A 17,090-nucleotide genomic window follows, 5' to 3' on the forward strand; every position below is an offset into this window, starting at 1 on the left:
TTATCTATTAATATATATCCATCCTTTTCTGATAGGACTTCCGTCTCCTAAATCTATTACATAATAATATGTTCCTACAGGTAATTTGTCTAGAGTTTGAATCGTTGCTCTTCCATTTGATATACCTTCAAATCTCTTACTAGAATCATCATTATTATATCCTTTTACTTTGTATACTGTATTACCCCATCTATTAAAAATTTCAACGGTATTATTTGTATAATTATTTATACAATTAATTTTTAAGTAATCATTAATTCCATCTCCATTTGGACTAAACTCATTATATACTGTTAAGCAAGGATCAGTAACCTCTATAGTAACTGTTGCTGTTGAACAATTTGCTGGTGTAGCACTGTCACATATTGTATATATAAATGTGTCTGTACCTGTAAATCCTGGATCTGGTGTATAAGTAACTGTATCATCACTTGGATCATTAGGTGTACCATTATCATCAATAACTACATCACCATTACTTGGTCCATCTTCTATTGTTAAAGTTCCATCGTCTGGCACATCATTATCATTATCAAATATATCAATAATTACTGGATCGTCTCCATTTGTTTCAGAACTATCATCTTCAGCATCTGGTGTTGCATTAACATCAACAGTTACTGTAGTTGTTGAACAATTTGGAGGTGTTGCATCGTCACAAATTGTGTATGTAAATGTATCTGTACCGTTGAAATCTTCATTTGGTGTATAGATTACAACATCATCACTTGGATCATCAGGCGTACCTCCATCATCTATTGTTACTGTACCATTTTCTGGATCTGTAACTGTTAATGTTCCTGATGAAGATATGTCTGTATCATTACCTAACACATCTATTTCAACCGATTCATCCTCATCTGTTGTTACTGTATCACTATTAGCATCTGGTGTTGGTAATACATCAACTGTTACTGTAGTTGTTGAACAATTTGGAGGTGTTGCAGCATCACAAATTGTGTATGTAAATGTATCTGTTCCGTTAAAATCTTCATTTGGTGTATAGATTACAACATCATCACTTGGATCATCTGGTGTACCACCATCATCTATTGTTACTGTACCATTTGCTGGATCTGTAACTGTTAATGTTCCTGATGATGGTATATCAGTATCATTATCTAATACATTTATTTCAACCGATTCATCCTCATCTGTTGTTGCGGTGTCACTATTAGCATCTGGTGTTGGTAATACATCAACTGTTACTGTAGCTGTATCACAATTTGGAGGTGTTTGATCATCACAAATTGTATATGTAAATGTATCTGTACCATTAAACCCTGGATCTGGTGTATAAGTAACTGTATCATCACTTGGATCATTAGGTGTACCTCCATCATCTATTACTACTGTCCCATTTGCTGGGTCTGTAACTGTTAATGTTCCTGATGATGGTGTATCTGTATCATTACCTAATATATTTATATCAACCGATTCTCCTTCATCTGTTGTTGCTGTATCATCAACAGCTCCTGGCAAGCGAATATCTTGAACATCTACTGTTACTGTAGCTGTATTACAGTTTGGAGGTGTTTGATCATCACAAATTGTATATGTAAATGTATCTGTACCTGTAAAATCAGTATTTGGTGTATACGTCACTGTATCATCACTTGGATCATTAGGTGTACCCCCATCATCTATTGTTACTGTACCATTTGCTGGATCTGTAACTGTTAAGGTTCCCGAATTTGGCACATTAGTATCATTAAGTATAACATTAATATCTACTGATGTATTAGCATTCGTTGTAGCTGTATCATCCATAGTATTAACTATAACTACTGGTGCATATCCGTCGTTTCCTGCATCAACACTTCCGCCTCCTACTGGAGTAACTGAAGTTGGGTTTGTTCCTTCTGTTTGTGTACTTCCTGATGGTAAATCACCTTCTACAACCACAATATCTACTGGACTTCCTGCTGGAACTCCTGTCAACGTATAGCTTCCATCTGGATTCGTAGTCGTACTTGGCTCTCCTGGATCTTGAACGCCGTCGCCATCTAAGTCAGCAAACACTGTAACTCCACCTAAACCGCTCTCTGAACCGTCTTGTGTTCCGTTTCCGTTGGTATCGCCGTAAACAACTCCACTAACATCGCCTTGTGTTTGGTATCCGTCACTTCCTGCATCAACACTTCCGCCTCCTACTGGAGTAACTGAAGTTGGATTTGTTCCTTCTGTTTGTGTACTTCCTGATGGTAAATCACCTTCTACAACTACAATATCTACTGGACTTCCTGCTGGAACTCCTGTCAACGTATAGCTTCCATCTGGATTCGTAGTCGTACTTGGCTCTCCTGGATCTTGAACGCCGTCGCCATCTAAGTCAGCAAACACTGTAACTCCACCTAAACCGCTCTCTGAACCGTCTTGTGTTCCGTTTCCGTTGGTATCACCGTAAACAACTCCACTAACATCGCCTTGTGTTTGGTATCCGTCACTTCCTGCATCAACACTTCCGCCTCCTACTGGAGTAACTGAAGTTGGGTTTGTTCCTTCTGTTTGTGTGCTTCCTGATGGTAAATCACCTTCTACAACTACAATATCTACTGGACTTCCTGCTGGAACTCCTGTCAACGTATAGCTTCCATCTGGATTCGTAGTCGTACTTGGCTCTCCTGGATCTTGAACGCCGTCGCCATCTAAGTCAGCAAACACTGTAACTCCACCTAAACCGCTCTCTGAACCGTCTTGTGTTCCGTTTCCGTTGGTATCGCCGTAAACAACTCCACTAACATCGCCTTGTGTTTGGTATCCGTCATTTCCTGCATCAACACTTCCGCCTCCTACTGGAGTAACTGAAGTTGGATTTGTTCCTTCTGTTTGTGTGCTTCCTGATCGTAAATCTCCTTCTACAACTACAATATCTACTGGACTTCCTGCTGGAACTCCTGTCAACGTATAGCTTCCATCTGGATTCGTAGTCGTACTTGGCTCTCCTGGATCTTGAACGCCATCGCCATCTAAGTCAGCAAACACGGTAACTCCACCTAAACCGCTCTCTGAACCGTCTTGTGTTCCGTTTCCGTTGGTATCGCCGTAAACAACTCCACTAACATCGCCTTGTGTTTGGTATCCGTCACTTCCTGCATCAACACTTCCGCCTCCTACTGGAGTAACTGAAGTTGGATTTGTTCCTTCTGTTTGTGTACTTCCTGATGGTAAATCACCTTCTACAACTACAATATCTACTGGACTTCCTGCTGGAACTCCTGTCAACGTATAGCTTCCATCTGGATTCGTAGTCGTACTTGGCTCTCCTGGATCTTGAACGCCATCGCCATCTAAGTCAGCAAATACTGTAACTCCACCTAAACCGCTCTCTGAACCGTCTTGTGTTCCGTTTCCGTTGGTATCGCCGTAAACAACTCCACTAACATCGCCTTGTGTTTGGTATCCGTCACTTCCTGCATCAACACTTCCGCCTCCTACTGGAGTAACTGAAGTTGGGTTTGTTCCTTCTGTTTGTGTGCTTCCTGATGGTAAATCACCTTCTACAACTACAATATCTACTGGACTTCCTGCTGGAACTCCTGTCAACGTATAGCTTCCATCTGGATTCGTAGTCGTACTTGGCTCTCCTGGATCTTGAACGCCGTCACCATCTAAGTCAGCAAACACTGTAACTCCACCTAAACCGCTCTCTGAACCGTCTTGTGTTCCGTTTCCGTTGGTATCGCCGTAAACAACTCCACTAACATCGCCTTGTGTTTGGTATCCGTCGTTTCCTGCATCAACACTTCCGCCTCCTACTGGAGTAACTGAAGTTGGATTTGTTCCTTCTGTTTGTGTACTTCCTGATGGTAAATCACCTTCTACAACTACAATATCTACTGGACTTCCTGCTGGAACTCCTGTCAACGTATAGCTTCCATCTGGATTCGTAGTCGTACTTGGCTCTCCTGGATCTTGAACGCCGTCGCCATCTAAGTCAGCAAACACTGTAACTCCACCTAAACCGCTCTCTGAACCGTCTTGTGTTCCGTTTCCGTTGGTATCACCGTAAACAACTCCACTAACATCGCCTTGTGTTTGGTATCCGTCACTTCCTGCATCAACACTTCCGCCTCCTACTGGAGTAACTGAAGTTGGATTTGTTCCTTCTGTTTGTGTGCTTCCTGATGGTAAATCACCTTCTACAACCACAATATCTACTGGACTTCCTGCTGGAACTCCTGTCAATGTATAGCTTCCATCTGGATTCGTAGTCGTACTTGGCTCTCCTGGATCTTGAACGCCATCGCCATCTAAGTCAGCAAACACTGTAACTCCACCTAAACCGCTCTCTGAACCGTCTTGTGTTCCGTTTCCGTTGGTATCGCCGTAAACAACTCCACTAACATCGCCTTGTGTTTGGTATCCGTCGTTTCCTGCATCAACACTTCCGCCTCCTACTGGAGTAACTGAAGTTGGGTTCGTTCCTTCTGTTTGTGTGCTTCCTGATGGTAAATCACCTTCTACAACTACAATATCTACTGGACTTCCTGCTGGAACTCCTGTCAATGTATAGCTTCCATCTGGATTCGTAGTCGTACTTGGCTCTCCTGGATCTTGAACGCCGTCGCCATCTAAGTCAGCAAATACTGTAACTCCACCTAAACCGCTCTCTGAACCGTCTTGTGTTCCGTTTCCGTTGGTATCGCCGTAAACAACTCCACTAACATCGCCTTGTGTTTGGTATCCGTCACTTCCTGCATCAACACTTCCCCCTCCTACTGGAGTAACTGAAGTTGGGTTTGTTCCTTCTGTTTGTGTGCTTCCTGATGGTAAATCACCTTCTACAACCACAATATCTACTGGACTTCCTGCTGGAACTCCTGTCAATGTATAGCTTCCATCTGGATTCGTAGTCGTACTTGGCTCTCCTGGATCTTGAACGCCATCGCCATCTAAGTCAGCAAATACTGTAACTCCACCTAAACCGCTCTCTGAACCGTCTTGTGTTCCGTTTCCGTTGGTATCGCCGTAAACAACTCCATTAACATCGCCTTGTGTTTGGTATCCGTCACTTCCTGCATCAACACTTCCGCCTCCTACTGGAGTAACTGAAGTTGGGTTTGTTCCTTCTGTTTGTGTGCTTCCTGATGGTAAATCGCCTTCTACAACCACAATATCTACTGGACTTCCTGCTGGAACTCCTGTCAATGTATAGCTTCCATCTGGATTCGTAGTCGTACTTGGCTCTCCTGGATCTTGAACGCCGTCGCCATCTAAGTCAGCAAACACTGTAACTCCACCTAAACCGCTCTCTGAACCGTCTTGTGTTCCGTTTCCGTTGGTATCACCGTAAACAACTCCACTAACATCGCCTTGTGTTTGGTATCCGTCACTTCCTGCATCAACACTTCCGCCTCCTACTGGAGTAACTGAAGTTGGATTTGTTCCTTCTGTTTGTGTGCTTCCTGATGGTAAATCACCTTCTACAACCACAATATCTACTGGACTTCCTGCTGGAACTCCTGTCAATGTATAGCTTCCATCTGGATTCGTAGTCGTACTTGGCTCTCCTGGATCTTGAACGCCATCGCCATCTAAGTCAGCAAACACTGTAACTCCACCTAAACCGCTCTCTGAACCGTCTTGTGTTCCGTTTCCGTTGGTATCGCCGTAAACAACTCCACTAACATCGCCTTGTGTTTGGTATCCGTCGTTTCCTGCATCAACACTTCCGCCTCCTACTGGAGTAACTGAAGTTGGGTTCGTTCCTTCTGTTTGTGTGCTTCCTGATGGTAAATCACCTTCTACAACTACAATATCTACTGGACTTCCTGCTGGAACTCCTGTCAATGTATAGCTTCCATCTGGATTCGTAGTCGTACTTGGCTCTCCTGGATCTTGAACGCCGTCGCCATCTAAGTCAGCAAATACTGTAACTCCACCTAAACCGCTCTCTGAACCGTCTTGTGTTCCGTTTCCGTTGGTATCGCCGTAAACAACTCCACTAACATCGCCTTGTGTTTGGTATCCGTCACTTCCTGCATCAACACTTCCCCCTCCTACTGGAGTAACTGAAGTTGGGTTTGTTCCTTCTGTTTGTGTGCTTCCTGATGGTAAATCACCTTCTACAACTACAATATCTACTGGACTTCCTGCTGGAACTCCTGTCAACGTATAGCTTCCATCTGGATTCGTAGTCGTACTTGGCTCTCCTGGATCTTGAACGCCGTCGCCATCTAAGTCAGCAAACACTGTAACTCCACCTAGACCGCTCTCTGAACCGTCTTGTGTTCCGTTTCCGTTGGTATCGCCGTAAACAACTCCACTAACATCGCCTTGTGTTTGGTATCCGTCACTTCCTGCATCAACACTTCCGCCTCCTACTGGAGTAACTGAAGTTGGATTTGTTCCTTCTGTTTGTGTACTTCCTGATGGTAAATCACCTTCTACAACTACAATATCTACTGGACTTCCTGCTGGAACTCCTGTCAACGTATAGCTTCCATCTGGATTCGTAGTCGTACTTGGCTCTCCTGGATCTTGAACGCCATCGCCATCTAAGTCAACAAACACTGTAACTCCACCTAAACCGCTCTCTGAACCGTCTTGTGTTCCGTTTCCATTGGTATCGCCGTAAACAACTCCACTAACATCGCCTTGTGTTTGGTATCCGTCGCTTCCTGCATCAACACTTCCGCCTCCTACTGGAGTAACTGAAGTTGGGTTTGTTCCTTCTGTTTGTGTGCTTCCTAATGGTAAATCACCTTCTACAACTACAATATCTACTGGACTTCCTGCTGGAACTCCTGTCAACGTATAGCTTCCATCTGGATTCGTAGTCGTACTTGGCTCTCCTGGATCTTGAACGCCGTCGCCATCTAAGTCAGCAAACACTGTAACTCCACCTAAACCGCTCTCTGAACCGTCTTGTGTTCCGTTTCCATTGGTATCGCCGTAAACAACTCCACTAACATCGCCTTGTGTTTGGTATCCGTCACTTCCTGCATCAACACTTCCGCCTCCTACTGGAGTAACTGAAGTTGGGTTTGTTCCTTCTGTTTGTGTGCTTCCTGATGGTAAATCGCCTTCTACAACTACAATATCTACTGGACTTCCTGCTGGAACTCCTGTCAATGTATAGCTTCCATCTGGATTCGTAGTCGTACTTGGCTCTCCTGGATTTTGAACGCCGTCGCCATCTAAGTCAGCAAACACTGTAACTCCACCTAGACCGCTCTCTGAACCGTCTTGTGTTCCGTTTCCGTTGGTATCGCCGTAAACAACTCCACTAACATCGCCTTGTGTTTGGTATCCGTCATTTCCTGCATCAACACTTCCGCCTCCTACTGGAGTAACTGAAGTTGGATTTGTTCCTTCTGTTTGTGTGCTTCCTGATGGTAAATCACCTTCTACAACCACAATATCTACTGGACTTCCTGCTGGAACTCCTGTCAACGTATAGCTTCCATCTGGATTCGTAGTCGTACTTGGCTCTCCTGGATCTTGAACGCCATCGCCATCTAAGTCAGCAAACACTGTAACTCCACCTAAACCGCTCTCTGAACCGTCTTGTGTTCCGTTTCCGTTGGTATCGCCGTAAACAACTCCACTAACATCGCCTTGTGTTTGGTATCCGTCATTTCCTGCATCAACACTTCCGCCTCCTACTGGAGTAACTGAAGTTGGATTTGTTCCTTCTGTTTGTGTACTTCCTGATGGTAAATCACCTTCTACAACTACAATATCTACTGGACTTCCTGCTGGAACTCCTGTCAACGTATAGCTTCCATCTGGATTCGTAGTCGTACTTGGCTCTCCTGGATCTTGAACGCCATCGCCATCTAAGTCAGCAAACACTGTAACTCCACCTAAACCGCTCTCTGAACCGTCTTGTGTTCCGTTTCCGTTGGTATCGCCGTAAACAACTCCACTAACATCGCCTTGTGTTTGGTATCCGTCGTTTCCTGCATCAACACTTCCGCCTCCTACTGGAGTAACTGAAGTTGGGTTTGTTCCTTCTGTTTGTGTGCTTCCTGATGGTAAATCACCTTCTACAACTACAATATCTACTGGACTTCCTGCTGGAACTCCTGTCAACGTATAGCTTCCATCTGGATTCGTAGTCGTACTTGGCTCTCCTGGATCTTGAACACCATCGCCATCTAAGTCAGCAAATACTGTAACTCCACCTAAACCGCTCTCTGAACCGTCTTGTGTTCCGTTTCCGTTGGTATCGCCGTAAACAACTCCACTAACATCGCCTTGTGTTTGGTATCCGTCACTTCCTGCATCAACACTTCCCCCTCCTACTGGAGTAACTGAAGTTGGGTTTGTTCCTTCTGTTTGTGTGCTTCCTGATGGTAAATCACCTTCTACAACCACAATATCTACTGGACTTCCTGCTGGAACTCCTGTCAACGTATAGCTTCCATCTGGATTCGTAGTCGTACTTGGCTCTCCTGGATCTTGAACGCCATCGCCATCTAAGTCAGCAAATACTGTAACTCCACCTAAACCGCTCTCTGAACCGTCTTGTGTTCCGTTTCCGTTGGTATCGCCGTAAACAACTCCATTAACATCGCCTTGTGTTTGGTATCCGTCACTTCCTGCATCAACACTTCCCCCTCCTACTGGAGTAACTGAAGTTGGGTTTGTTCCTTCTGTTTGTGTACTTCCTGATGGTAAATCGCCTTCTACAACCACAATATCTACTGGACTTCCTGCTGGAACTCCTGTCAATGTATAGCTTCCATCTGGATTCGTAGTCGTACTTGGCTCTCCTGGATCTTGAACGCCGTCGCCATCTAAGTCAGCAAACACTGTAACTCCACCTAAACCGCTCTCTGAACCGTCTTGTGTTCCGTTTCCGTTGGTGTCGCCGTAAACAACTCCACTAACATCGCCTTGTGTTTGGTATCCGTCGCTTCCTGCATCAACACTTCCGCCTCCTACTGGAGTAACTGAAGTTGGGTTTGTTCCTTCTGTTTGTGTGCTTCCTGATGGTAAATCACCTTCTACAACTACAATATCTACTGGACTTCCTGCTGGAACTCCTGTCAATGTATAGCTTCCATCTGGATTCGTAGTCGTACTTGGCTCTCCTGGATCTTGAACGCCGTCGCCATCTAAGTCAGCAAATACTGTAACTCCACCTAAACCGCTCTCTGAACCGTCTTGTGTTCCGTTTCCGTTGGTATCGCCGTAAACAACTCCACTAACATCGCCTTGTGTTTGGTATCCGTCACTTCCTGCATCAACACTTCCGCCTCCTACTGGAGTAACTGAAGTTGGATTTGTTCCTTCTGTTTGTGTGCTTCCTGATGGTAAATCACCTTCTACAACTACAATATCTACTGGACTTCCTGCTGGAACTCCTGTCAACGTATAGCTTCCATCTGGATTCGTAGTCGTACTTGGCTCTCCTGGATCTTGAACGCCATCGCCATCTAAATCAGCAAACACTGTAACTCCACCTAAACCGCTCTCTGAACCGTCTTGTGTTCCGTTTCCGTTGGTATCGCCGTAAACAACTCCACTAACATCGCCTTGTGTTTGGTATCCATCGTTTCCTGCATCAACACTTCCGCCTCCTACTGGAGTAACTGAAGTTGGGTTTGTTCCTTCTGTTTGTGTGCTTCCTGATGGTAAATCTCCTTCTACAACAACAATATCTACTGGACTTCCTGCTGGAACTCCTGTCAATGTATAGCTTCCATCTGGATTCGTAGTCGTACTTGGCTCTCCTGGATCTTGAACGCCGTCGCCATCTAAGTCAGCAAACACTGTAACTCCACCTAAACCGCTCTCTGAACCGTCTTGTGTTCCGTTTCCGTTGGTGTCGCCGTAAACAACTCCACTAACATCGCCTTGTGTTTGGTATCCGTCGCTTCCTGCATCAACACTTCCGCCTCCTACTGGAGTAACTGAAGTTGGGTTTGTTCCTTCTGTTTGTGTGCTTCCTGATGGTAAATCACCTTCTACAACTACAATATCTACTGGACTTCCTGCTGGAACTCCTGTCAATGTATAGCTTCCATCTGGATTCGTAGTCGTACTTGGCTCTCCTGGATCTTGAACGCCGTCGCCATCTAAGTCAGCAAATACTGTAACTCCACCTAAACCGCTCTCTGAACCGTCTTGTGTTCCGTTTCCGTTGGTATCGCCGTAAACAACTCCACTAACATCGCCTTGTGTTTGGTATCCGTCACTTCCTGCATCAACACTTCCGCCTCCTACTGGAGTAACTGAAGTTGGATTTGTTCCTTCTGTTTGTGTGCTTCCTGATGGTAAATCACCTTCTACAACTACAATATCTACTGGACTTCCTGCTGGAACTCCTGTCAACGTATAGCTTCCATCTGGATTCGTAGTCGTACTTGGCTCTCCTGGATCTTGAACGCCATCGCCATCTAAATCAGCAAACACTGTAACTCCACCTAAACCGCTCTCTGAACCGTCTTGTGTTCCGTTTCCGTTGGTATCGCCGTAAACAACTCCACTAACATCGCCTTGTGTTTGGTATCCATCGTTTCCTGCATCAACACTTCCGCCTCCTACTGGAGTAACTGAAGTTGGGTTTGTTCCTTCTGTTTGTGTGCTTCCTGATGGTAAATCTCCTTCTACAACAACAATATCTACTGGACTTCCTGCTGGAACTCCTGTCAATGTATAGCTTCCATCTGGATTCGTAGTCGTACTTGGCTCTCCTGGATCTTGAACGCCGTCGCCATCTAAGTCAGCAAACACTGTAACTCCACCTAAACCGCTCTCTGAACCGTCTTGTGTTCCGTTTCCGTTGGTATCGCCGTAAACAACTCCACTAACATCGCCTTGTGTTTGGTATCCGTCATTTCCTGCATCAACACTTCCGCCTCCTACTGGAGTAACTGAAGTTGGATTTGTTCCTTCTGTTTGTGTGCTTCCTGATGGTAAATCACCTTCTACAACCACAATATCTACTGGACTTCCTGCTGGAACTCCTGTCAACGTATAGCTTCCATCTGGATTCGTAGTCGTACTTGGCTCTCCTGGATCTTGAACGCCGTCGCCATCTAAGTCAGCAAATACTGTAACTCCACCTAAACCGCTCTCTGAACCGTCTTGTGTTCCGTTTCCGTTGGTATCGCCGTAAACAACTCCACTAACATCGCCACACAGTGCCTCATTGATCGTTAAACTAACTACTGTACTCTCACAACCCGTTACTGTATTAAGTACCGTTACCGCATAATCTCCTGGTGCTAAGCCTGTAAAATCACCAGTGGTATTGGTTACCGCCGCAACTACTGGACTTGTTCCTGTTACCTCATATACTTCATCACTTCCTAAACTTGGAGCCGTAATATCAATTGTTCCTGTTGGTACTGTACAAGTAGGTTGTACTGTAACACTTGCCGTTGGGGCACTTGGATCGGATGGGACAGCATTGATCGTTAAACTAACTACTGTACTCTCACAACCCGTTACTGTATTAAGTACCGTTACCGCATAATCTCCTGGTGCTAAGCCTGTAAAATCACCAGTGGTATTGGTTACCGCCGCAACTACTGGACTTGTTCCTGTTACCTCATATACTTCATCACTTCCTAAACTTGGAGCCGTAATATCAATTGTTCCTGTTGGTACTGTACAAGTAGGTTGTACTGTAACACTTGCCGTTGGGGCACTTGGATCGGATGGGACAGCATTGATCGTTAAACTAACTACTGTACTCTCACAACCCGTTACTGTATTAAGTACCGTTACCGCATAATCTCCTGGTGCTAAGCCTGTAAAATCACCAGTGGTATTGGTTACCGCCGCAACTACTGGACTTGTTCCTGTTACCTCATATACTTCATCACTTCCTAAACTTGGAGCCGTAATATCAATTGTTCCTGTTGGTACTGTACAAGTAGGTTGTACTGTAACACTTGCCGTTGGGGCACTTGGATCGGATGGGACAGCATTGATCGTTAAACTAACTACTGTACTCTCACAACCCGTTACTGTATTAAGTACCGTTACCGCATAATCTCCTGGTGCTAAGCCTGTAAAATCACCAGTGGTATTGGTTACCGCCGCAACTACTGGACTTGTTCCTGTTACCTCATATACTTCATCACTTCCTAAACTTGGAGCCGTAATATCAATTGTTCCTGTTGGTACTGTACAAGTAGGTTGTACTGTAACACTTGCCGTTGGGGCACTTGGATCGGATGGGACAGCATTGATCGTTAAACTAACTACTGTACTCTCACAACCCGTTACTGTATTAAGTACCGTTACCGCATAATCTCCTGGTGCTAAGCCTGTAAAATCACCAGTGGTATTGGTTACCGCCGCAACTACTGGACTTGTTCCTGTTACCTCATATACTTCATCACTTCCTAAACTTGGAGCCGTAATATCAATTGTTCCTGTTGGTACTGTACAAGTAGGTTGTACTGTAACACTTGCCGTTGGGGCACTTGGATCGGATGGGACAGCATTGATCGTTAAACTAACTACTGTACTCTCACAACCCGTTACTGTATTAAGCACCGTTACCGCATAATCTCCTGGTGCTAAGCCTGTAAAATCACCAGTGGTATTGGTTACCGCCGCAACTACTGGACTTGTTCCTGTTACCTCATATACTTCATCACTTCCTAAACTTGGAGCCGTAATATCAATTGTTCCTGTTGGTACTGTACAAGTAGGTTGTACTGTAACACTTGCCGTTGGGGCACTTGGATCGGATGGGACAGCATTGATCGTTAAACTAACTACTGTACTCTCACAACCCGTTACTGTATTAAGTACCGTTACCGCATAATCTCCTGGTGCTAAGCCTGTAAAATCACCAGTGGTATTGGTTACCGCCGCAACTACTGGACTTGTTCCTGTTACCTCATATACTTCATCACTTCCTAAACTTGGAGCCGTAATATCAATTGTTCCTGTTGGTACTGTACAAGTAGGTTGTACTGTAACACTTGCCGTTGGGGCACTTGGATCGGATGGGACAGCATTGATCGTTAAACTAACTACTGTACTCTCACAACCCGTTACTGTATTAAGTACCGTTACCGCATAATCTCCTGGTGCTAAGCCTGTAAAATCACCAGTGGTATTGGTTACCGCCGCAACTACTGGACTTGTTCCTGTTACCTCATATACTTCATCACTTCCTAAACTTGGAGCCGTAATATCAATTGTTCCTGTTGGTACTGTACAAGTAGGTTGTACTGTAACACTTGCCGTTGGGGCACTTGGATCGGATGGGACAGCATTGATCGTTAAACTAACTACTGTACTCTCACAACCCGTTACTGTATTAAGTACCGTTACCGCATAATCTCCTGGTGCTAAGCCTGTAAAATCACCAGTGGTATTGGTTACCGCCGCAACTACTGGACTTGTTCCTGTTACCTCATATACTTCATCACTTCCTAAACTTGGAGCCGTAATATCAATTGTTCCTGTTGGTACTGTACAAGTAGGTTGTACTGTAACACTTGCCGTTGGGGCACTTGGATCGGATGGGACAGCATTGATCGTTAAACTAACTACTGTACTCTCACAACCCGTTACTGTATTAAGTACCGTTACCGCATAATCTCCTGGTGCTAAGCCTGTAAAATCACCAGTGGTATTGGTTACCGCCGCAACTACTGGACTTGTTCCTGTTACCTCATATACTTCATCACTTCCTAAACTTGGAGCCGTAATATCAATTGTTCCTGTTGGTACTGTACAAGTAGGTTGTGCTGTAACACTTGCCGTTGGGGCACTTGGATCGGATGGGACAGCATTGATCGTTAAACTAACTACTGTACTCTCACAACCCGTTACTGTATTAAGTACCGTTACCGCATAATCTCCTGGTGCTAAGCCTGTAAAATCACCAGTGGTATTGGTTACCGCCGCAACTACTGGACTTGTTCCTGTTACCTCATATACTTCATCACTTCCTAAACTTGGAGCCGTAATATCAATTGTTCCTGTTGGTACTGTACAAGTAGGTTGTACTGTAACACTTGCCGTTGGGGCACTTGGATCGGATGGGACAGCATTGATCGTTAAACTAACTACTGTACTCTCACAACCCGTTACTGTATTAAGTACCGTTACCGCATAATCTCCTGGTGCTAAGCCTGTAAAATCACCAGTGGTATTGGTTACCGCCGCAACTACTGGACTTGTTCCTGTTACCTCATATACTTCATCACTTCCTAAACTTGGAGCCGTAATATCAATTGTTCCTGTTGGTACTGTACAAGTAGGTTGTACTGTAACACTTGCCGTTGGGGCACTTGGATCGGATGGGACAGCATTGATCGTTAAACTAACTACTGTACTCTCACAACCCGTTACTGTATTAAGTACCGTTACCGCATAATCTCCTGGTGCTAAGCCTGTAAAATCACCAGTGGTATTGGTTACCGCCGCAACTACTGGACTTGTTCCTGTTACCTCATATACTTCATCACTTCCTAAACTTGGAGCCGTAATATCAATTGTTCCTGTTGGTACTGTACAAGTAGGTTGTACTGTAACACTTGCCGTTGGGGCACTTGGATCGGATGGGACAGCATTGATCGTTAAACTAACTACTGTACTCTCACAACCCGTTACTGTATTAAGTACCGTTACCGCATAATCTCCTGGTGCTAAGCCTGTAAAATCACCAGTGGTATTGGTTACCGCCGCAACTACTGGACTTGTTCCTGTTACCTCATATACTTCATCACTTCCTAAACTTGGAGCCGTAATATCAATTGTTCCTGTTGGTACTGTACAAGTAGGTTGTACTGTAACACTTGCCGTTGGGGCACTTGGATCGGATGGGACAGCATTGATCGTTAAACTAACTACTGTACTCTCACAACCCGTTACTGTATTAAGTACCGTTACCGCATAATCTCCTGGTGCTAAGCCTGTAAAATCACCAGTGGTATTGGTTACCGCTGCAACTACTGGACTTGTTCCTGTTACCTCATATACTTCATCACTTCCTAAACTTGGAGCCGTAATATCAATTGTTCCTGTTGGTACTGTACAAGTAGGTTGTACTGTAACACTTGCCGTTGGGGCACTTGGATCGGATGGGACAGCATTGATCGTTAAACTAACTACTGTACTCTCACAACCCGTTACTGTATTAAGTACCGTTACCGCATAATCTCCTGGTGCTAAGCCTGTAAAATCACCAGTGGTATTGGTTACCGCCGCAACTACTGGACTTGTTCCTGTTACCTCATATACTTCATCACTTCCTAAACTTGGAGCCGTAATATCAATTGTTCCTGTTGGTACTGTACAAGTAGGTTGTACTGTAACACTTGCCGTTGGGGCACTTGGATCGGATGGGACAGCATTGATCGTTAAACTAACTACTGTACTCTCACAACCCGTTACTGTATTAAGTACCGTTACCGCATAATCTCCTGGTGCTAAGCCTGTAAAATCACCAGTGGTATTGGTTACCGCCGCAACTACTGGACTTGTTCCTGTTACCTCATATACTTCATCACTTCCTAAACTTGGAGCCGTAATATCAATTGTTCCTGTTGGTACTGTACAAGTAGGTTGTACTGTAACACTTGCCGTTGGGGCACTTGGATCGGATGGGACAGCATTGATCGTTAAACTAACTACTGTACTCTCACAACCCGTTACTGTATTAAGTACCGTTACCGCATAATCTCCTGGTGCTAAGCCTGTAAAATCACCAGTGGTATTGGTTACCGCCGCAACTACTGGACTTGTTCCTGTTACCTCATATACTTCATCACTTCCTAAACTTGGAGCCGTAATATCAATTGTTCCTGTTGGTACTGTACAAGTAGGTTGTACTGTAACACTTGCCGTTGGGGCACTTGGATCGGATGGGACAGCATTGATCGTTAAACTAACTACTGTACTCTCACAACCCGTTACTGTATTAAGTACCGTTACCGCATAATCTCCTGGTGCTAAGCCTGTAAAATCACCAGTGGTATTGGTTACCGCCGCAACTACTGGACTTGTTCCTGTTACCTCATATACTTCATCACTTCCTAAACTTGGAGCCGTAATATCAATTGTTCCTGTTGGTACTGTACAAGTAGGTTGTACTGTAACACTTGCCGTTGGGGCACTTGGATCGGATGGGACAGCATTGATCGTTAAACTAACTACTGTACTCTCACAACCCGTTACTGTATTAAGTACCGTTACCGCATAATCTCCTGGTGCTAAGCCTGTAAAATCACCAGTGGTATTGGTTACCGCTGCAACTACTGGACTTGTTCCTGTTACCTCATATACTTCATCACTTCCTAAACTTGGAGCCGTAATATCAATTGTTCCTGTTGGTACTGTACAAGTAGGTTGTACTGTAACACTTGCCGTTGGGGCACTTGGATCGGATGGGACAGCATTGATCGTTAAACTAACTACTGTACTCTCACAACCCGTTACTGTATTAAGTACCGTTACCGCATAATCTCCTGGTGCTAAGCCTGTAAAATCACCAGTGGTATTGGTTACCGCCGCAACTACTGGACTTGTTCCTGTTACCTCATATACTTCATCACTTCCTAAACTTGGAGCCGTAATATCAATTGTTCCTGTTGGTACTGTACAAGTAGGTTGTACTGTAACACTTGCCGTTGGGGCACTTGGATCGGATGGGACAGCATTGATCGTTAAACTAACTACTGTACTCTCACAACCCGTTACTGTATTAAGTACCGTTACCGCATAATCTCCTGGTGCTAAGCCTGTAAAATCACCAGTGGTATTGGTTACCGCCGCAACTACTGGACTTGTTCCTGTTACCTCATATACTTCATCACTTCCTAAACTTGGAGCCGTAATATCAATTGTTCCTGTTGGTACTGTACAAGTAGGTTGTACTGTAACACTTGCCGTTGGGGCACTTGGATCGGATGGGACAGCATTGATCGTTAAACTAACTACTGTACTCTCACAACCCGTTACTGTATTAAGTACCGTTACCGCATAATCTCCTGGTGCTAAGCCTGTAAAATCACCAGTGGTATTGGTTACCGCCGCAACTACTGGACTTGTTCCTGTTACCTCATATACTTCATCACTTCCTAAACTTGGAGCCGTAATATCAATTGTTCCTGTTGGTACTGTACAAGTAGGTTGTACTGTAACACTTGCCGTTGGGGCAC

At 44.7% G+C, this 17,090-nt stretch carries 1 protein-coding gene (cut by a window edge); it reads right to left on the reverse strand.

What is annotated here, in order from left to right:
- On the reverse strand, window positions 1-17,090 hold the 3' portion of the coding sequence (locus AC2TEO_RS04450; protein ID WP_442266954.1) for a cadherin-like domain-containing protein. 10,462 nt of this gene lie beyond the right edge of the window; 17,090 of the gene's 27,552 nt are visible here — the last part of the coding sequence; its start codon lies off the right edge, out of view — the gene reads right to left on this strand; the stop codon is at window positions 1-3.

The sequence above is a fragment of the Tenacibaculum aquaeponti genome (assembly GCF_057221555.1).